The organism is Nocardia uniformis NBRC 13702 (assembly GCF_001613345.1).
Taxonomy (GTDB): domain Bacteria; phylum Actinomycetota; class Actinomycetes; order Mycobacteriales; family Mycobacteriaceae; genus Nocardia; species Nocardia uniformis.
Map to the genome: position 1 here is coordinate 53,490 of NZ_BDCE01000005.1, position 19,674 is coordinate 73,163.

Annotated in this window: 18 protein-coding genes; 9 read left to right on the plus strand and 9 right to left on the minus strand. The window is 65.5% G+C overall.

Annotated features, from left to right (window positions below; translation table 11 throughout):
- The first annotated feature begins 55 nt into the window (after positions 1-55).
- From sdhC to NU1_RS00900, 3 genes are read left to right on the plus strand one after another with little or no spacing between them, the layout of a single operon-like run.
- Positions 56-886, plus strand: a complete 831-nt coding sequence (sdhC, locus tag NU1_RS00890) for a succinate dehydrogenase subunit SdhC (protein ID WP_067516303.1) — start codon at positions 56-58, stop codon at positions 884-886.
- A 37-nt stretch (positions 887-923) separates the two neighbouring features.
- The gene (locus NU1_RS00895) at positions 924-2,867 is read left to right on the plus strand and encodes a fumarate reductase/succinate dehydrogenase flavoprotein subunit (protein WP_067516305.1); all 1,944 of its coding nucleotides are present in this window, start codon (positions 924-926) and stop codon (positions 2,865-2,867) included.
- A gap of 2 nt (positions 2,868-2,869) precedes the next feature.
- Positions 2,870-3,616 (plus strand): succinate dehydrogenase/fumarate reductase iron-sulfur subunit, encoded by a 747-nt coding sequence (locus tag NU1_RS00900; RefSeq protein ID WP_067516306.1) that lies wholly within the window; start codon positions 2,870-2,872, stop codon positions 3,614-3,616.
- A gap of 88 nt (positions 3,617-3,704) precedes the next feature.
- On the opposite strand, the gene NU1_RS00905 is transcribed toward NU1_RS00900, so the two are convergent.
- The 3 genes from NU1_RS00905 to NU1_RS00915 all read right to left on the minus strand — a co-directional run bounded on the left by NU1_RS00905 (position 3,705) and on the right by NU1_RS00915 (position 5,155).
- On the minus strand, positions 3,705-3,902 hold the full coding sequence (locus NU1_RS00905; RefSeq protein WP_067516308.1) for a hypothetical protein: 198 nt from the start codon (positions 3,900-3,902) through the stop codon (positions 3,705-3,707).
- 147 nt (positions 3,903-4,049) lie between these two features.
- Complete coding sequence (locus NU1_RS00910) at positions 4,050-4,256, minus strand: DUF397 domain-containing protein (protein WP_067516309.1); 207 nt, start codon at positions 4,254-4,256, stop codon at positions 4,050-4,052.
- The gene (locus NU1_RS00915; RefSeq protein WP_067516311.1) at positions 4,253-5,155 is read right to left on the minus strand and encodes a helix-turn-helix domain-containing protein; all 903 of its coding nucleotides are present in this window, start codon (positions 5,153-5,155) and stop codon (positions 4,253-4,255) included. The genes NU1_RS00910 and NU1_RS00915 overlap by 4 nt, the downstream gene beginning before the upstream one ends.
- A 448-nt stretch (positions 5,156-5,603) precedes the next feature.
- Here NU1_RS00915 and NU1_RS00920 point away from each other — a divergent pair, with 448 nt between their 5' ends.
- The gene (locus tag NU1_RS00920; protein WP_067516313.1) at positions 5,604-5,807 is read left to right on the plus strand and encodes a hypothetical protein; all 204 of its coding nucleotides are present in this window, start codon (positions 5,604-5,606) and stop codon (positions 5,805-5,807) included.
- A gap of 757 nt (positions 5,808-6,564) precedes the next feature.
- On the opposite strand, the gene NU1_RS00930 is transcribed toward NU1_RS00920, so the two are convergent.
- The 4 genes from NU1_RS00930 to NU1_RS00945 all read right to left on the minus strand — a co-directional run bounded on the left by NU1_RS00930 (position 6,565) and on the right by NU1_RS00945 (position 11,349).
- Positions 6,565-7,515, minus strand: a complete 951-nt coding sequence (locus tag NU1_RS00930; RefSeq protein WP_067516317.1) for a DNA-3-methyladenine glycosylase family protein — start codon at positions 7,513-7,515, stop codon at positions 6,565-6,567.
- Between the two features lie 258 nt (positions 7,516-7,773).
- Positions 7,774-10,542 (minus strand): FAD-binding and (Fe-S)-binding domain-containing protein, encoded by a 2,769-nt coding sequence (locus NU1_RS00935; RefSeq protein ID WP_067516319.1) that lies wholly within the window; start codon positions 10,540-10,542, stop codon positions 7,774-7,776.
- A gap of 256 nt (positions 10,543-10,798) precedes the next feature.
- Positions 10,799-11,113, minus strand: a complete 315-nt coding sequence (locus tag NU1_RS00940; RefSeq protein ID WP_157551915.1) for a hypothetical protein — start codon at positions 11,111-11,113, stop codon at positions 10,799-10,801.
- On the minus strand, positions 11,110-11,349 hold the full coding sequence (locus NU1_RS00945) for a hypothetical protein (RefSeq protein ID WP_157551916.1): 240 nt from the start codon (positions 11,347-11,349) through the stop codon (positions 11,110-11,112). Before NU1_RS00945 ends, NU1_RS00940 begins: the two co-directional genes overlap by 4 nt.
- Positions 11,350-11,542: 193 nt before the next feature.
- Between NU1_RS00945 and NU1_RS00950 the strand changes: the two genes are divergently transcribed.
- The 4 genes from NU1_RS00950 to NU1_RS00965 all read left to right on the plus strand — a co-directional run bounded on the left by NU1_RS00950 (position 11,543) and on the right by NU1_RS00965 (position 15,627).
- Positions 11,543-13,393: an ABC transporter ATP-binding protein gene (locus NU1_RS00950; protein WP_371859747.1), complete on the plus strand. Its 1,851-nt coding sequence runs from the start codon at positions 11,543-11,545 to the stop codon at positions 13,391-13,393.
- 137 nt (positions 13,394-13,530) lie between these two features.
- Positions 13,531-14,088, plus strand: a complete 558-nt coding sequence (locus tag NU1_RS00955) for a TetR/AcrR family transcriptional regulator (protein WP_067516328.1) — start codon at positions 13,531-13,533, stop codon at positions 14,086-14,088.
- On the plus strand, positions 14,085-14,615 hold the full coding sequence (locus NU1_RS00960; RefSeq protein WP_067516330.1) for a hypothetical protein: 531 nt from the start codon (positions 14,085-14,087) through the stop codon (positions 14,613-14,615). The genes NU1_RS00955 and NU1_RS00960 overlap by 4 nt, the downstream gene beginning before the upstream one ends.
- A gap of 70 nt (positions 14,616-14,685) precedes the next feature.
- The gene (locus NU1_RS00965; RefSeq protein ID WP_067516332.1) at positions 14,686-15,627 is read left to right on the plus strand and encodes a class I SAM-dependent methyltransferase; all 942 of its coding nucleotides are present in this window, start codon (positions 14,686-14,688) and stop codon (positions 15,625-15,627) included.
- A gap of 140 nt (positions 15,628-15,767) precedes the next feature.
- Here the strand turns inward: NU1_RS00965 and NU1_RS00970 are convergent, their stop codons facing one another.
- On the minus strand, positions 15,768-16,763 hold the full coding sequence (locus tag NU1_RS00970) for an oxidoreductase (protein ID WP_067516358.1): 996 nt from the start codon (positions 16,761-16,763) through the stop codon (positions 15,768-15,770).
- Between the two features lie 99 nt (positions 16,764-16,862).
- Here NU1_RS00970 and NU1_RS00975 point away from each other — a divergent pair, with 99 nt between their 5' ends.
- Positions 16,863-18,749, plus strand: coding sequence for a vWA domain-containing protein (locus tag NU1_RS00975; RefSeq protein WP_157551917.1), 1,887 nt, complete (start codon positions 16,863-16,865; stop codon positions 18,747-18,749).
- Positions 18,750-18,835: 86 nt separating this feature from the next.
- On the opposite strand, the gene NU1_RS00980 is transcribed toward NU1_RS00975, so the two are convergent.
- The gene (locus NU1_RS00980; protein WP_067516334.1) at positions 18,836-19,624 is read right to left on the minus strand and encodes an enoyl-CoA hydratase/isomerase family protein; all 789 of its coding nucleotides are present in this window, start codon (positions 19,622-19,624) and stop codon (positions 18,836-18,838) included.
- Positions 19,625-19,674: the final 50 nt, after the last annotated feature.

Genomic DNA, 19,674 nt, shown 5'->3' on the forward strand with positions numbered 1-19,674 from the left:
CGATGCCGGAGGTAACGATGACGTTCCACGGGGTAGATCAGCGAGGCATCCAGCAGTGAGCGCCGCACCGACCAGCGCCCCTGACAAAGGGACGACCGGAGTCTTCAGCAAGGGCCGCGCGGCCATTGCCGCCCGTACGCTGCGCACCGATCGCTGGTGGTTGCCACCACTGATAACAGTGCTCGGCTTCAGCGTTTTCATTATTTACGCGACCGTCAGAGCCTTTGTGCGGACCGCGTATTGGGTCGACGACTACAACTATCTGACGCCGTTCTATTCACCCTGCCTGAGCACGGTGTGCGTACCCGGTTCCGCACACTTCGGCACCCCGGTGGGCGAACTGCCGATGTGGATTCCGCTCGGCTTCCTGGTGCTGCCGGTCCTGCTGTTGTTCCGGCTCACCTGCTACTACTACCGCAAGGCCTACTACCGGTCGGTGTGGTTCTCGCCCCCGGCCTGCGCCGTCGCCGAACCACACACCAAATACACCGGCGAGACCCGACTTCCGCTGATTATCCAGAACGCGCACCGCTACTTCTTCTACGCGGCGGTCATCGTGACGCTCATCAATACCTACGATGCGATCCTCACGTACCAATCCCCCAGCGGTTTCGGCATCGGCCTGGGCACCGTGATCATCACGGCCAACGTGGTCATGCTGTGGGGGTACACACTCTCGTGCCACTCCTGCCGTCATATCGCGGGTGGGCGGCTCAAGCACTTCTCCGCGAACCCGGTGCGGTATCGGTTGTGGACCCTGGTGTCCAAGCTGAACACCCGGCATATGCAGCTGGCGTGGATCACGCTCGGAACACTCATGCTGACCGACTTCTACGTCATGCTGGTCGCGAGCGGGACCATCTCCGATCTGCGCTTCATCGGCTGACATCCAATCCCCCAGCTTCCCAGGAGTATTCGGTCCTATGCCTGAAGTCGAACGGCACAAGTACGACGTCGTCGTGATCGGTGCGGGCGGCGCGGGCCTGCGCGCCGTCATCGAAGCGCGCGAGCACGGGCACTCGGTGGCGGTGGTGTGCAAATCGCTGTTCGGCAAGGCGCACACCGTCATGGCCGAGGGCGGATGCGCCGCCGCCATGGGTAATGCCAATGAAAAGGACAACTGGCAAACCCATTTCAAAGACACCATGCGTGGCGGCAAGTTCCTCAATAACTGGCGTATGGCCGAACTCCATGCGCAAGAGGCCCCGGACCGGGTGTGGGAGCTGGAAACCTACGGTGCGCTGTTCGACCGCACCAAAGACGGTCGCATCAGCCAGCGCAACTTCGGCGGCCATACCTACCCGCGCCTCGCGCATGTCGGCGACCGCACCGGGCTCGAACTCATCCGCACCATGCAGCAGAAGATCGTCTCGCTACAGCAGGAGGATTTCGCGGAGACCGGTAACTACGAGGCGCGCATCAAGGTGTTCGCCGAATGCGCCATTACCGAACTGCTCAAGGACGGGGATCGCATCTCGGGCGCGTTCGGCTACTGGCGCGAATCGGGCAACTTCATCCTCTTCGAAACCCCCGCGGTCGTACTGGCCACCGGCGGTATCGGCAAGTCCTACAAGGTGACCTCGAACTCCTGGGAGTACACCGGTGACGGGCATGCGCTCGCCCTGCGCGCGGGGGCCTCGCTCATCAATATGGAGTTCCTGCAGTTCCATCCGACCGGCATGGTCTGGCCGCCCAGTGTGAAGGGCATTCTGGTCACCGAGGGCGTGCGCGGTGACGGCGGCGTGCTCAAGAACTCCGAGGGCAAGCGGTTCATGTTCGACTACATCCCCGCGGTGTTCAAGGGCCAGTACGCCGAGAGCATCGAGGAGGCGGACCAGTGGTTGAAGGACAACGACTCCGCGCGCCGCACCCCGGACCTACTCCCCCGTGACGAGGTGGCGCGCGCCATCAATGAAGAGGTCAAGGCGGGTCGCGGAACTCCGAATGGCGGCGTGTATCTCGATATCGCCTCCCGGATGCCCGCCGCCGAGATCGTGAAGCGGCTGCCGTCCATGCACCACCAGTTCAAGGAACTGGCCGATGTGGATATCACCAAGGAGCCCATGGAAGTTGGGCCCACCTGCCATTACGTCATGGGTGGTATCGAGGTGGAGCCCGACACCGGTGCGGCCACCGTGCCCGGATTGTTCGCGGCGGGTGAGTGTTCCGGCGGTATGCACGGCTCGAACCGCCTCGGCGGCAATTCGCTGTCGGATCTGCTGGTCTTCGGCCGTCGGGCCGGCATGGGCGCGGCCACCTATGTCGAGGGGCTGGCGCAGCGTCCCGAGATCGCCGACGCCGATATCGCGGCGGCCACGAAAGCCGCTCTGGTGCCGTTCGATCCACCGGTCACCGGACCCGGCGAGAACCCGTACTCGCTGCATACCGATCTGCAGAATCTCATGCACGACCTGGTCGGCATCATCCGCAAGGAACACGAGCTGAAGCAGGCCATCGAGCGCCTCTCGGAATTGCGCGACCGCTACGACGACGTCACCGTGGAGGGTCATCGACAGTTCAACCCGGGCTGGCATCTGGCCATCGATCTGCGAAATATGTTGCTGATCAGTGAATGTGTGGCGCAGGCGGCCATGCTGCGCACCGAGAGCCGGGGCGGCCATACCCGCGACGATCATCCCGGAATGGATCCGACCTGGCGGAACAAACTGCTGGTGTGCCGGGTCGACGCGGATGAGGTCGGATTCACGGTGCCGTCGGTGACGGTGACTCCGGAGGAACAACAGCCCATGCCGAGCGAGCTCATGAGCCTGTTCGATCCGGCCGAGCTCGAAAAGTACTACAGCTCCAGCGAACTCGCGTCGACACCGGGCGAGGCCGCGCAGACGGCGGAAGGGAAGGCCGAATAGCCATGGGTTACGAGGCGAAGTTCAAGGTCTGGCGCGGCGACCCGGAGAGCGGTGAACTGCGGGACTACACCGTGCAGGTGAACGAGGGCGAGGTGGTGCTCGACATCATCCACCGTCTCCAGGCCACCCAGGCTCCGGATCTGGCGGTGCGCTGGAACTGCAAGGCGGGCAAGTGCGGTTCGTGCTCGGCGGAGGTGAACGGGCGGCCGCGACTGCTGTGTATGACCCGCATGTCGACCTTCACCGAGGAAGACGTGGTGACGGTGACGCCCATGCGCACCTTCCCGGTGATTCGGGACCTGGTCTGCGATGTGTCGTTCAACTACGAGAAGGCGCGCGAAATCCCGTCCTTCACACCGCCCGTTGATCTCAAACCGGGGCAGTATCGGATGCAACAGGCCGATATCGAACGGTCGCAGGAATTCCGCAAGTGCATCGAGTGCTTCCTCTGTCAGGACACCTGTCATGTGGTGCGCGATCACGAAGAGAACAAGGTGTCCTTCTCCGGCCCGCGATACCTGATGCGTATAGCCGAATTGGAAATGCATCCGCTGGATGTGGGGGATCGACGCGAACTCGCACAGGAGGAGGCCGGACTCGGTCTCTGCAATATCACCAAGTGCTGCACCGAGGTGTGCCCCGAGCACATCAAGATCACCGACAATGCGCTGATCCCGCTCAAGGAGCGGGTGGTGGATCGCAGCTACGATCCGCTGGTCTGGTTGGGCAACAAGCTCTTCCGCAGGTAGCGGACCACATCCGGCGCGCTTTCGGCCGGAATCCCAGGGGATTCCGGCCGAAACCAGGTCGGCGCTGCGGGCTGTTCGACGAACCTGGTCACAGCACTTCGACCACGCCGATGGCCACGGCCCCCACCAGCAGTCCGACAGCCAGTGCGGGCACGAATGCCCCGGTCAATACAAATACGCCTACAGTCGATACCGCGAAGAGCATTACAACGATCAGGCGTTCCACCCAATCGTCGGGAAGCAATTTGCGGTACCGGGGATGGGAATTTCTGAGCCCTCGGTCCACGCATTCTTGGTTACCCGTACTTAGCGCTGGCAAACATACTTTCGTTGCCGAACGGGTGCCATTTTGTGATCTTGTGATACTCGCGTGATCTCGTGTACGCCGGGTGATCTCGCGATGGCGACGGGTTGCCCGCCCGCCGCCACGCGCTCAGTCCTCGAACGTGCCGGCACCGATACCCGCGGTGAAGTTCGCCCAGTCCTGGTCGGCGAAGATCAGCGCCGGGCCACCAGGGTTCTTGCTGTCCCGCACGCCGACTCCGCCGCTCGGTAGGAACGCGACCTCTACACACTCCTTACCCGCGCCACTGCGACTGCTCTTGAACCAGTGCGCCCGGGACAGATCCTCCATACTCATGCCGAATACTCCTTCGCCACCTGTCGCAGCAGGTTTCTGCTGGATTGAATGTCCAACGCGCAGCCCTCGAGACACTCCTGTGCCCGGCGATAGCGCTGTACGTCGGCTTGCCTCTCGAGATACAGATCTCCGGTGAAGCCCTCCACGTAGACGACCGGCGGCTCCACCGGCTGCCCCCTGCCGTCGGTCCCGAACTCGAGAATCACGAACGGACCGGTCGAAAGCCCCAGGGGGACACCGGCTGTGAAGGGCAGAATGCGCAAAGCGACATTTTCGCGCGTGCTCAGCTCCGCCAGGTGCCGCACCTGCGCCGCCATCACCTTGGCACCTCCCACCGACCGGTGCAATACCGATTCGTGCAACACCATTGCGACGCTGGCGGGATGGTGACGCCGGGTGATCATCGCCTGGCGCTGCATCCGCAACTGCACCCGGCGGGCCAACTCGGCCTCGGTATCGTCCGGGTAGCCGAGCAGATTGAGGGCACGGGCGTAGTCGGCGGTTTGCAGCAGTCCGGGTACCAGTTCGGACTGGTAGCAGGAAAGCTGCTGGGCGGATGCCTCCAATCCCACGTACACATCGAAATTCTCCGGAATGAGATCGCCGTAGGAATGCCACCAGCTCTTGACGGCGGCCTGCTGGGCCAAACCCTTCAGTCCCTCGGCAATGTCATCGGGTATGCCGTAGATGCGGCACAGTTCGTGGACATCGATGGTGCGTATGCGGTCGGCATTGCCCTTCTCGAGGCGCTGCAGGGTGCTGGCGCCCCACTCCATGAGTTTGGCGGCCTCCGCGATGGTCAAACCTGCCTGGGAGCGCCAGTCCCGCAGATAGCGGCCCAATTGGCGGCGTGGCAGGGTCGAGGCGGCGCTCGAGGAATTGGCGGAAACGACAGGCACAGCGCGCTCCGTTCACAGTGTGGGCGCGGGGGGTTACCTAAACGCTGGAGATCTTGCAGCACACCGGCTCCCGCCCGTACGCACAAATCAATCGCCCACGGGGATTCGTCCACTTTGGACAATCCTGCTCCCCCAACCGGATTCGGTGCTGGGAATTCGCGCGTTTTTCCGAATGAATCTCGGAAACCGCTACGCCGATCGGCTGCTCATGGTGTGCTGAAAATGTGCCCGGAGCGGACAGCACCTCGGCCCCTTCCTTGACTGAAACCTCCGGGCACGCTTCAAAACTCGCACGCAGGGACAGGATTCACGCGCAGGAACGAGGAGTCATGGCTGAAGGCATCACTCAATATCGCGTCCACACCGCTCTTCCCGCTAATGGTTGGGAAACCCGAGACGGTCATCAACCGCCGCACTATCGGAGGGGACGTGCGGCGGGAGTGGCGTAATGCAGCTGACTTCCTTGAATATGCATGTGGCCGGACTAATGCGCTGCCGGGTCGAACCGGGCATCCTGAGCACCGAGCAGGCGCATGCCGCCATGCAGCTGCATCTGGACTGTACGGTCGACACCTGCCGGGTGCGGCGGCGGGCCCGCGCCACCCTGGTCGAAGAGGGGCGGTGTGTACTCGATGAGCGCGCCCTGCCGTAATCGTAAATGCCCACCCGGACCGGACCGCTACGACCGGTTCATGTACCGACTGGTGTGGTTCCTTCTCCGCCAGTCCACCAGTACCCACACGAATAACCCACAGACTCACCGGCTTTCAGGACACTGAAGGGCGGTGCCGGTTCGGCTCGCCCCGACCGCCGAAAGGGCGAGCCGAACCGGATCCACTGTCCCGCTCCCCCGCCTCCCCGAGACTTCAGCGCGCGGCCGGGAGCCGTTGACCGTTATGCACGCGTGCCGGCGGTTGGGAGCCGAGCCGATTCTGGGCGTACCCGACGAGTTACCCCAATGGTTACGAGATCAGTTGTCGCGTTTCTCAATGGTCGCGTTTCTCACTGGTCGGTGTCGCCGACCCCTGTCATCCCGGCGTGCTTTTGTCCGGGATCCACTACGCATCAGCGGTGGATTCCGGCCAAAAGTATGTCGGGATGACGAGAGGGTGGGCGACACTACGTATTCGAGCTCGGTAAGGGGGCGTTGTGGACCCGTCCGGACCGCTACAAACCCTCCGGACCGCCTCGGTCGATGATCTGGCGGCCATCGGGGCCATCGAGGTGGAGCAGTTCGCGCACCTGGCCTATCCGTATTTCGTGCTGCGACAGCTCTTCGAGCTGCACGGGCCGGATTGGACAGTGGCCGAGTACGGCGGCGTGGGCTGTCTTCTGCTGCTGCCGATCGTGGTGGTGCTGTCCCACCGGCGGCGCGTTGAACGCACTCGTCGGTCGGCGGATCGAATGGCTCAGATGCGGCTGTGGTCGGTGTACGGGGTGCGGGGGCCGAACTTCGGTTTACGCGCGAATCCCGCGAGGCCGAGCAGCCGGACGGCTCGATAGCGGTGCGGGCGCAGGGGTTCCAGGTACTCGACCATGGCGTCGTCGTCGATGGGGCGGCCCAGCAGGGTCCAGCCGACGGTGGCGGCGAGGTGGAAGTCGCCCACGGACAGGGCATCCGGGTCGCCGAGGGCGCGCTGGGCGATTTCGGCGGCTGTCCACACGCCGATACCGGGGACCGCGCACAGGCGTTTCGCGGCCGTGGCATGGTCCAGGTGTGCGGCCTCCTCCAGCTTCGCTGCCATTCGGGCCGCCAGCACAATGGTTTTCGAGCGCTGCGGGCCGACATTGGCGCGGTGGTAGACCCACGACGGGATATAGCGCCAGGTTTCGGCGTCCGGAGGCAGGCGCAGGCCATCGGGAGCCGGACCGGGTGCGGGAGTTCCATAGCGCCACACCAGTTTCCGCCAGGAAGCCTGGGCGGTGACGGTGTGCACCTTCTGCTCCAGGATGGCCGGGACCACGGCCTCGAAGACCAGGCCGGTGCGCAGCATGCGCAGACCGGGATTGAGCCGATGGGCCTCGGCGATTTTGGGGTGCTCCGGGGCGAAATCGGTGAGGTCCTCATCCAGGCACAGCATGACGGGGAGGCGGTCGAGGAATTCCGCCGCGCCACTCCCCCACGCCTGCGCCGCTACCGCGTGGCGGTCGGCCTGGGTGAGGCGGTAGGTGACCGGACCGCTCGGCATGCGGGAGGCGTGCCAGTGCGCACCGTCGCGGGTAATGCGATGGCAGGGGTCACCGGAACCACGACGCAGCGGACTGACGGTGGCGGCGAGATCGAGCGGACGGGCGGACCGCACGGTGCGCGCCTGGGCGGTCGCCGTCGTCGCTGATGTCACCGGGCCATTGTGCGCCATGGTTGCCCGCCTCGCGTCCGGTATCCCAGCGGCAAGTGAGCCGGGCCACAGGCCCCTCGGCTAACACCGATATCGAATTCCTCGATATCCCGTCCGATGCTTCTGTCCTGATGGGCAATCGAATGGCATCCGACGAGAATGGGGATTCGAATGATCACCGATCTGATCAATGTGCTGCTCGGGGCGTGGGGCAGCGTATTCGCCGGTAGCTCGGGCTACCAGATCCCCCCGGGCACCCTGCCGTCCGGCAGCTGAGCCCTACGGGCCCAGTAGGAACTGGGCGAGGTGGCGGCCGGTGTAACCGGCCAGCTGGTCGGCCTGGGTGCGGCAGGAGAAACCGTCCGCCAGGAATACCGTGTCCGGGCCTGCCGCCCGCAGCGCGGGCAGTAGGCCGTTCTCGGCGACTGCCACCGATATGTCGTAATGCCCGCGCTGCATGCCGAAGTTTCCAGCAAGTCCACAGCAACCAGCAATCTCGGTAACCGTCGCGCCGGTTTTCTCCAGAATTCTCCGGTCCGCGGCGAATCCCATGACGGCGTGCTGATGGCAGTGCGGCTGCACCAGTACCGTCCATCCGCTGCGGTCCGGTGGTTGCCAATCCGGTTGCTCGGTCAGGAATTCCGCGAGTGTCCGCACGGCACCGGCCACCCGGGTGGACCGGTCGTCCTCGGGCAGGAGGCGGGGTAGATCGTCACGCAGGGCCGCCGTACAGGAGGGCTCGAGTCCGACCACCACTCCCCCGGCGCGCACATGGTCCGCGAGTGCTTCCACGGTGGCGCGCAAGCGCTTTCGGGCTCCATCTAGCTGGCCGGTGCTGATCCAGGTCAGGCCGCAGCACACCCGGCGGTCCGGAATTCGCACCCGGTGTCCGAGTGATTCGATCAACTCGACCGCCGCCGTGGCGATTTCGGGGTCGAACGCATCGGTGAAGGTATCTATCCACAGCAGCACACCGGGATCGGCCGTTGTCGGCGTGCTGCGCTGCGACCAGCCACGTCGGAAGCTCCTGTCCGCGAGGGTCGGGATTGGGCGGCGCGGGTCACTTCCGCTGGCACGCAGCCCTATTCGTCGGAGCGGTCCGAGACCGGCGATGGCGTTGGCGGCGCGGGGGAGACGAGTCGCGGCGGCGAGCCACTGTGGCAGGCGGCCGAGGACGTAATGGTCCAGCGGGCGAAGTCGGCCCCGGTAGCGACGGTGCAGCGCCTCGGCCTTGTAGGTGGCCATATCCACGCCCGCCGGGCAGTCCGAATGACATGCCTTGCAGGACAGGCACAGATCCAGGGATTCGGCGACGGCATCCGAGCGCCAATCGAGGGCTCCGCGCACCACCTCCTGTAGGACGCGGGCACGACCGCGGGTGCTGTCCTTCTCATCGGCGGTGGCGAGGTAGGACGGGCACATGAATCCGCCGGCGGCACTACTGTCGGCACGGCACTTTCCGACGCCCACGCAACGATGTACGGCGGTACCGATATCGCCGTCGGCGGGGAAGGCGAAGCCGTCCGCGGCGGGGATCGGACGCAGGCCCGCGACACGCAGGTCGGTATCGACCGGTTGGGGACGGACCAGGACACCCGGGTTGAGCACCTCCTCGGGGTCGAACAGGGCCTTGAAGTCGGCAAAGGCCGCCAGTGCCTCGGGGGAGTACATGCGCGACAACAGTTCCGAGCGGGCGCGACCGTCACCGTGTTCGCCGGACAGGGAGCCGCCGTAGCGCACCACCTGGTCGGCGGCATCCTCGAGGAAGGACCGGAACCGTTGCGGTGCATCGGCTATCGGTAGGTCGAGGCGAACGTGGATACAGCCGTCACCGATATGGCCGTACAGCAGGCCGTCGAGGTTGTGTTCGCGCATGAGGGATTGGAAATCGCGCAGGTAGGCACCGAGGTGCTCCGGGGGAACGGCGGCGTCCTCCCATCCCGGCCAGGCCGGATTGCCGTCCGGCGTGCGGCCAGACAAGCCCGCGCCATCCGCGCGAATACGCCAGAGTGCCTGCGCCTCGGAGGTATTCGTGACAATTCTGGAATCCAGCGCTCCGGCCGTACAGCACAGCGCCTGCGCCGACTCCAGCACCTGTCCGGGACTGTCGCCGCCGAACTCCACGAACAGCCAACCCCCGCCGCGCGGTAGTTCGGGCACCGCGCCGCGATGCGCGCGCACCACATCGACCAGGCGGGCATCCATGCCCTCCACTGCGATCGGCCCGCCCGCCATGACGGCGGCGATATCGTCTGCGGCAGTGGGCATATCCGGGTAGCCGAGGATCACCAGAACGGTGGCCGTGGGTACGGGCACCAGCTCGACGGTCGCCTCGAGTAGCAGTCCGCAGGTGCCTTCGGTGCCGACGAGTGCCTTCGCGATGGACGAACCGCGTTCCGGAACAAGGTGTTCCAGGCTGTAGCCGGACGCCTGTCGGTCGAAACGACCGAGTTCGGTGCGAATCAGCGCGAGATTGGCACGCGTGAATTCGGCCAATCCGGGCACGACGGACAGACTGTCCGCTAACCTCCGCTCCGCGCCGGTGCCATCGAGCATTCGCAGTTCACGCACCGTATCGGCGGTGCGGCCCCACGCCACCGCATGCGGACCGCAGGCATTGTTGCCAATCATGCCGCCCAGGGTGCAGCGGTTCTGGGTGGATGGATCCGGGCCGAATCGCAACCCGTGCGCCCCCGCCCGCCGCTGCAATCCGGCCAGCACCACCCCGGGCTGTACGCGCGCCACGTGCCGCGTCGGATCGACTTCGAGGATCGCGTTCATATGCCTGCTGAAGTCCAGTACCAGGCCGGATCCGATCGCATTGCCCGCCACCGAGGTTCCGCCGCCGCGCGCGGTCAGCGGCAGACCCTCGGCACGTGCGAAAGCGAGGGTGGCGGCCACATCGGCGTCGGTGCGCGGGAATACGACGGCCGTGGGCGGCACCCGGTAGTTGGACGCGTCCGAGGAGTACTCCGCGAGCCGCCGCGGTGCGGCGTCGACCTCACCTGCTATCCGGCCGCGTAAGGCCCGCTCCAGCGAATCGGTCACGCCGTCAGCCTATTGACCACCGGCGTCCCTGTCCGGCAGGAATCGCGCCCCGAGCAATCTCACCAGCCCGTCATTCGCCATCCCTGCCCGTCACTCCCCGTCATTCCGGCGCGCTTTTGGCCGGAATCCACCTCGGCTGGGTGTGGATCCCGGCCAAAAACATGCCGGGATGACGAGGCGAGGACATGCCGGGAGAACGAGGAGGACCTACCGAGGTGGCGGGCGCAACAGCCGGGTCGCAGGGGGCGGTCCGACCTCACAGGTACAAACGCGCGATGCGGGTGGCGATGTCGTCCATGGTGTCCGAATCGACTTCGCCCATCGGTTCACCGGTGAGCCAGTCGCTCGGCAGCGTGGTCGGTGCGACCAGCACGGCGGTGCCGATGGTGCCGAGGTCGTAGAGGTAAGCGCCTGCGGCAGGGCGTAATTGCGGACCGACCACCTGGACGACGAGGCGCAGACCGGGTTGGTCGTGGTTGTAGTTTTCGCCGGAGACGACCAGGAACATGGTGCCGCCGGGCATTACGGTGGCCGCCTGCGTGAGGATGATCTGCCCCCGCTGAGCGGTCACCCACACACTCCGGGACGGGCGGCCTTGAAGGCCGCGGCCTGCCCCACGGCCCAGTCCTCACCCAATATTTTCTGTTGCTCGATCAGTGCCACATCATTGCGCCGGGCATCGGCGTAGGTCACCCGGTCGATGGTTTCGGCGATCCAGGTGGACAGTGGTTTCCCGGCTGCCGCGGCGGCGGCCCGAGCTGCCGCTGCCACCCGGTCGGGCATGGTGATGCTGAGCTTCTCGGTCACACCGAGAATCCTACCGACGGTCATGATCGATAGCGGGATTTGCCAGGGGGCTGATCACATTTCGCCCGTAGCGTAGCCGGATGGGTTTGCCCTCAACCTTTATTGAGGTTCTAGTGTCGGTGGCACGGAGTTTCATGGGCGGGGAGTGACAGGGAGTAATGACGTGAGTATCGAATCGGTGGCCTACAGCCAGATGTACCGGCGGATGAACGCGCCCGAGGAGGAGCGTCCGTTCCGGCTGGCCACAGCCAAGCGGATTCTGCGGTTCGCCGCACCGCACCGGCGACGGATTACCGCGTTCCTGCTACTCAGCGTGGTGGCCGCGGTGCTGGGTGTCGCCACACCGGTGCTCGCGGGCCGGGTGGTCAATGACATTGTCGGTGGCTCCGCGCCCCGCGTCGTCATCCTGCTCGCGCTGGCCATCGGCCTGCTCGCCATTGTCGATGCCGCGCTCGGTGTGATTATCCGCTGGTTGTCGTCGCGGATCGGCGAGGGGTTGATCCTCGACCTGCGAACCTCGGTGTTCGATCATGTGCAGAAGATGCCGGTGGCCTTCTTCACCCGGACGCGGACCGGTGCGCTGGTCAGCCGATTGAACAGCGATGTGATCGGGGCACAGCGCGCCTTCAGCGATACCCTGTCCGGGGTGGTGACCAATCTGGTCACCCTGGCTCTCACCCTCGCGGTGATGATCGGGATTTCGTGGCAGATCACCTTGCTCGCGCTGGTGCTGTTGCCGGTCTTCGTGATTCCGGCACGACGCATGGGGGACCGGCTGGCCGATCTGCAGCGTGAGGCGGCCGGGCTCAATGCGGCCATGAGCACTCAGATGACCGAACGGTTCTCGGCACCGGGCGCGACATTGGTGAAGCTGTTCGGCCGGCCGCAGCAGGAGTCCAGCGAATTCGAGCTGCGGGCGCGGCGGGTGCGCGATATCGGCGTGCGCACCGCCATGTTGCAGACGGTATTCGTCACCTCGCTGACCCTGGTGTCGGCGCTGGCGTTGGCGCTGGTCTACGGCCTGGGCGGTTGGTACGCGCTGCGTGGACAGCTGGATGCCGGTGCGGTGGTGGCACTTTCACTGCTGCTGGCGCGGCTGTACTCACCGCTGACGGCGCTGGCGAGCGCTCGGATGGAGATCATGTCCGCGCTGGTGAGCTTCGAGCGGGTATTCGAGGTACTCGATCTGAAGCCACTGATCGAGGACGCGCCAGGCGCGGTCGCGGTGCCCGACGGCCCGGTCGCGGTGGAGTTGGACGAGGTCACCTTCGGGTACCCGTCCGCCGATAAGGTGTCGCTGGCCTCGCTCGAAGATGTCGCGACGCTGGATACCCGGGGCGGGGTCGAGGTCCTGCACAAGGTGTCACTGCGCGCCGAGCCCGGTCAATTGATCGCCCTGGTCGGATCCTCCGGCGCGGGTAAATCCACTATCGCCCAACTCGTTTCGCGGCTCTACGACGTGGACGGCGGTGCGGTGCGGTTGAACGGGGCCGATGTGCGCGAGCTGACCACCACCTCGATTCGGGATACGGTCGGTCTGGTCACCCAGGACGGTCACCTCTTCCACACCACGATCCGCGCGAATCTACTGCTGGCTCGACCGGAGGCGACCGAAGCCGAACTGTGGGATGCGTTGGACCGTGCCCGGTTACGCGATCTGGTGAACTCACTCTCCGATGGCCTCGACACGGTGGTCGGTGAGCGTGGCTACCGGTTGTCCGGCGGTGAACGTCAGCGCCTGACCATTGCCCGCCTGCTGCTCAAGCAGCCGCGGGTGGTAATCCTGGACGAGGCCACCGCTTCCCTCGACTCCACCTCCGAGGCAGCGGTACAGGAGGCCCTGGCCGAAGCCCTCGAAGGACGGACGGCCCTGGTTATCGCACACCGGCTTTCGACCATCCGCAATGCCGATCAGATCGTGGTGCTCGAACACGGCCGCATAGTGGAACGCGGAACCCACACCCAATTGCTCGCGGTCGGTGGGCGCTACTCGGAGCTGTACCGCACGCAGTTCGCCGACGACACCGAACCGGCTGCCGCCTGAACCATCCGATCACCAGGGGGCGCGGTGCCGATACGGCACCGCGCCCCTGCACTTTTCGACGCCTTCATCAATTGGGCCTCGAGCCGTCACCTGCCGTGGTTATTATGACTGAACAGTCAGTCATAATAGGAGTGCAGATGTCTCCCAAACGGGTCGACAAGATCGCGCGGCGACAGGAAATCCTCGACGCGGCGGTGCGGGTTTTCGCGCGAAAGGGCTTCGCCAGCTCACGAATCGACGATGTCGCCGCCGAAGCCGGTATCGCCAAGGGCAGCGTCTATCTGTACTTCGACAGTCGAGATGCCTTGCTGGGCGCGGCGTTCGAGCAGTACAGCGCCGACTCACAGGCGGTGGTTCGGCAGGCCCTCGCAGGCGATGCCCCACCACTGGACCGATTCGCCGACCTGGTGCGCGGGACCCTGGCGGTACTGGCGTCGGCCCCCGACCACGCCCGCATCCTGCTCGACCTCTGGGCCACCGATTTCATGAAGGATGTGTACCGCGAGCACCGCGGCACCATCTCCCGCCTGCTCGAGGAGATCCGCCCCGATCTGAGTGAAGCGCACGCGACAGTAATCGTCGGTGTCATCGAGGGCGTGCTCCTGCAATGGCTGGTCGATCCCGAGGTCCCGATAGCCGAACTGGCACAACCAATCCTGGATATCTGCATCGACGGCCTGCGGGAGCGAGCATGACCACCCGAAGCATCGGCGACCTTCTCATCGCCCCCGGAGCCAGCCGCGGCGAACAGCTCATCTGCTACACCACCGCCGCGCTCGGGGCCGCCGGGAGCACCGCCCTCGCGGTCCACGCGGATCTCTCCCTGCTGGCCGTCATCGTGATCGCGGTTATCGCCTTCGATCTGTGTGGCGGCGCGGTCGTCAATTCCACCGCCTCCGCCAAACGCCACTTCCACCGGGCGGGCCGCACCCATTGGCACCACCTGGGTTTCGTCGCGATCCACGTGCAACCGTTCATACTCGCGCTCGTCGTCCCCGAATTCCCTTGGTGCAGCGCGGCAGCCGTGTACCTGCTGGCCCTCGCGGGCGCGGTCACCATCCTCAGCACCCCAGCCGCACTACGCCGTCCCATCGCCTTCGCCTGGGTAACCCTCGCCCTGCTGTTCCCATTGGATACCCCCACCGCCCTGGTCTGGATGCCCCCGATCCTGCTGATCAAGCTCCTGCTCGCCCACCTGCAACCCGAAGAAGCGCGCAGGTGAAGAACGACGCGATGTTGCGGAAACGGCAAAGAAAGTTGCCGTGGGGGGAGCAGTGGCTAGCGTCGTGGGTATGGGCTCACACACGCATGAACACCGACACGGCGGACACGGACATTCCCATGGTGAGCATGGGCATACGCATGACGGGATCGACTGGTCGACGCGGATCGGGTATCTGCGGCGGGAGGATGCCGTGGCGGCCGAGGCCAATGCCGGGATCGCGGAACGGCTGGGCGGGGGATTGGCCGGTGGGGCGACGATTGTGGATATCGGATCCGGCGCGGGTGGGCAGGCGGCGGCGTTCGCGCGAACCCTGGCGGGACGTGGGGGTGGGCGGATCGTCCTGGTCGATGCGGTGCCGGAGCTATTGGATGCGGCGGGGGAGGCCGTGGCCGAGGCGCTCGGAGGCGGGGTCACGGGGGAGTCGGTCATTGTCGAGAAGGTGTGTGTCGACGCGGCTTCCGATGAGCTGCTGAAGCAGGTGCCGGAGGCGGATCTGGTGTGGGCCTCCCGGGTGGTGCACCATCTGCCCGATGAGCAGGCCGGGGTGGATCGGCTGGCCCGCTTGGTAAACAGCGGTGGGCTGCTCGCACTGTCCGAGGGTGGGCTGGCCACGCGGTACCTGCCGTGGGATACCGGCGTCGGGGAACCCGGATTGCAGGATCGACTCATTGCCGCCCGTGACCTCTGGTTCGCGCGGATGCGGGCCGAAATGCCGGGCGCGCAGCGAATGCCGTACGGCTGGGGGGCCGCGCTGTCGAAGGCGGGGCTCGCGGACGTGACGGCATTCAGTGCGCTCATCGACCATCCGGCGCCCGCCGCACCGGCGGTGCGCGAAGCGGTCGTGGAATGGCTGACAGCGCTGAGCGAACGTATGGACGAGGACCTCTCCGGAACCGACCGTGACGCGGTGCGGGCACTGCTCGATCCTGCGGCGGACACCTATGTCGGCGCTCGTGACGACATCTTCCTGCTCAGTGCCGCGACGGTATATCTGGGCCGCCGGCCCTGAGTTAGCCCCTACAGCAAGACATTTCAGGAACAGGTCCAAATAGAACTTCTAGATATCCGATCGGATGCAATGACGGTCCGATCGGATACCCCTGAAGTCCAAGAGGCTCTCCCAAAGAGCCGTTCGGACTAGTGCAGCGCTCAGAACTCTGCGGCAACCCCGAAGACCGTTCGACCGGAGTGGGTGCCCTCCAGGATCGACGCCAGGACCGCAGGCGAGTCCGTAATCGGAGCGTAGTTCTCGATAATCGAAAGGTGTTGCGGCTTCAGGTCTTTCGACATGCGTGCCCAGAGTTCGCGCCGGGCCGCGATGGGCATGTGCGCCGAGTCGATACCCAGCAGCGAGACGCCGCGCAAAATGAAAGGCATGACGGTGGTGGGAAGTTCGGGGCCGCCGGTGAGACCGCTGACCGCCACCGCACCACCGTATTTGATACTGCTGAGGATGTAGGCGAGCGAGCGGCCGCCGACACTGTCGACCGCACCGGCCCACAGCGCCTTGCCGAGCGGCCGGATCTTGGCGTCCGGATCCTCGGGCAGGCGGCCGATGACCGAATTCGCACCGAGGGTATCGAGCAGCTCGGCGGCGTCGGGCTTACCGGTGGACGCCACCACCTCGAAACCGAGTCCGGCGAGCATATCCACCGCCACACTGCCGACGCCGCCGGTCGCACCCGTCACCAGTACCGGGCCGGAATCCGGGGTGACGCCGCGGTCCAGCAGGGCCTGCACGCTCATGGCGGCGGTGAAACCGGCGGTGCCGAGGGCGGCGGCCTCGCGCGGCGTGAGCCCCTCCAGTTTCACCACCCATTCCGCCGGAACCCGGGCGTACTCCGCGAACCCGCCGTGATGCGCGACGCCGATGTCATAGCCGTGCGCTACCACCAGATCGCCGGGTGCGAAGGCCGGGTCCTCGGATACGGCCACCTCACCGGTCAGGTCGATACCGGGAATGATCGGGTACTCCCGCACCACCCCGCCGCGCGGCGTAATCGCCAGCGCGTCCTTGTAGTTCGCACCCGAGTAGTGCACCTTGATCATCACCGTGCCCGGGGCCAGGAAATCCTGGTCGACCTCCTCCCGGACCAGCTCGATACCGCTATCGGATTCGCGTGCCACCATCGCCCAGAAAGCCATGCGATCGAGCATAAGCCGCAGCGCCCGTCCCGCACGATGCTGATCTCCCAGGTAGCCTCGCCCCGGCAAACGAACTACCGAAGCCTTCGGGGGAGGACCATGCCGAACTTCACCAGGATCATCGCGGGATTCGCGATCGGTCTGATAGCCCTGGGGCTGACCACATCATCCGCATCCGCACAGCCCGATGCGCAGTACGCGCCCACCATGCTCATACTGGACGCCTCCGGATCGATGCAGCGGCCGGACCCGGCGGGCACCATGATGGACGCCGCCAAGAACGCCGTGCGCTCATTTGTCGGCTCCGCGCCCGATGCGGCCCAGGTGGGCCTGGCCACGTACGGCACCAGTACCGGCAATACCGAGGCCGAGAAGGCCGCCGGTTGTCAGGATGTGAGCATTCTGCGCCGGGCCGAGACCATCGACCGGACCGCACTGAACACCGCCGTCGACGGAATCCAGCCCAGAGGCTGGACACCCATGGGTACGGCGCTGCGCCAGGTCGCACAATCCCTGCCGGATTCCGGCGCGCGCTCCATCGTGCTCGTCTCCGATGGTGACGACACCTGTTCGCCGCCCGAACCCTGTGATGTGGCACGGGAATTGAAGCAGCAGGGCCTCGACCTGGTGGTACACACCATCGGCTTCGCTGTTGACGACAAGGCGCGCACCCAACTCGACTGTGTCGCGAAAACCACAGGCGGCACCTATAGCGATGCGGTGGACGGTCCTGCGCTGGAACGGATTCTGCCGAAGGTCAGTACCGCCGCACTGCGGAAGTACGAGGCGACCGGCAGCCCGATCACCGGAACCGCGAATTACCACGAGGCACCCGTTGCGGCACCGGGCCAGTACCTGGACAGCATCGGACAGCGGGAGACCCGGTACTACGCGGTCGACGTCCCGTTGGACGCTACGGCGTACTTCACCGGCATTGTCTCGTTCCCGCGATTGGCGAATATCTCGTCCGTCGACGACTTCAACCGGTTCGACTTGAGGGTCTATGGCAAGGACGGTCAGGACTGCCGCGCGGCGGAACACGAACAGGCATCGCGGTCCAGCGACGGCGTCACGCTGACAATCAGTAAGACCTGGGACGGTGCGACCAAGGTAAGTAAGAGTCAGGGCGGTACGAGCAAGTACTGCACCGGCGCTGGCCGGTATTACTTCGCACTGACATGGGACAAAATCTCCGACGGTGTGCCCGAACGGCTGCCGCTCGAGCTGCTCGTCGGAATCGAGTCCGCCACAACCGATCCCGGTCCTGTCGCGGTACTTCCGACGACCGAGTTCGTCGAACCGACCGGAGACCCGACACCGGTTACCGGCGGCGGATCCTTCAATGTCGCAACCACTCTCGATGATTCCGGCCGCTACACCGATACTCTGCGGCCGGGCGAATACGTCTTCTACCGGGTCCGGCTGAACTGGGGTCAGGGTCTGGCATATCGAGTGCACTTCGAGGCCAATGGCGAACGCGGCACCGATGTCACCTCGAACATCACCACGACGCTGTATTCGCCGCTGGCCCACGAAATCGATATGGATTCCTTCGTTTACACCGGTCGCGACGGTGTGCTGCCCTCCCATGACCCGTCCATGGCGACGGTGCCGATCCGCTACAACAACCGCCAAGCCGATAAAGCCGAGGTACGGAAGCAGGCGTTGGCGGGGTGGTACTACATCGCGGTCAAACTGGGTTCCACCGCATCCGAGGGCGGCAATACGCCGGTGCCGATCCGGTTGCACCTCACCGTGTCCGGCGATCAGGAGGCCGGGCCGACCTACGCGGAGGGGACCGCCAATGGCGTGCTCGGCGATGACAAGTCCCCGACCTCGAAATCGCCCGGTGAATCCGAGGTCACCATGGCCGAACGCGAGGGCGAACCCTCGAACAACGTGCTCATGATCGCCGCGATCGGGGGCGTGGGCGTTGCCGTGCTCGCCGCGATCGCCCTCGTACTCCTCAGGAGGCGCCGCGGCTGATAGCACTCGGCCCGGCGAAACTATTTCGCACCAACGGGATCCGGCTTCGCCGGAGACGGTGAAGCCGGATCCCGTTGGTGCGGCCCTCAGGAGAAGTTCGGCGAACGCTTGCCGAGGAAGGCGGCAATGCCCTCCTGGCCGTCGGCACCGTCCGCGCAATCGGCGATGAAGGTGGCCTCGGTGCCCATCTGCTCCTCGAGGGTGTGCGCGTAGGTGACCAGCAGCAGCTTCTTGACGTGGGCGTTGGCGGATTTCGGGCCCGCGGCGAAACGCTCGGCGAGTTCATCCACCGTGGCGGCGAGTTCCGCGTCCGGGACCACGCGGTGCAACAGACCCCAGTCGAGCGCTTCGGCGGCCGACAGCGTGCGGTTCTCGAGCATGAGCTGCTGAGTGCGGCGCACGCCGATCAGGCGGGGCAGGTAGTAGGACGCACCGCCGTCCGGGCTCAGCCCCGCACGGGTGTAGGCCATGGTGAAGGACGCGGATTCGGCCGCCACCACCAGATCACCGGCGACCGCCATACTGAAGCCCGCACCGGCGGCGGTGCCGTTCACACCCACGATGAGCAGGGCGTCCATCCGGGCGAATAGCGACATCGCCTCGTGCAGATCATCGGCGAGGGCCTTCACATACGCGCCCATACCGTCGTCCTTGGCAGCGGCCATGGCCTTCAGATCGCCACCGGCGGAAAAGAAACGCCCCGCGCCGGTCAGGGTTACGACCTTGATGGTGGGATCGTCGGCGCACAGCCCGGCGGCGGTGGCCAACTCCCGGCCGACCACCTGGTTGAGGCCATTGGCGGCTTCGGGCCGGTTCAGGGTGATGCGCGCGATGCTGCCGGTCCGCTCGAACCGGATCGTCTCGAACTCGCTCATGAGTGGAATACCTTCCGTCGCTCTCGGGACCCAGCATGGCAAACCCCACT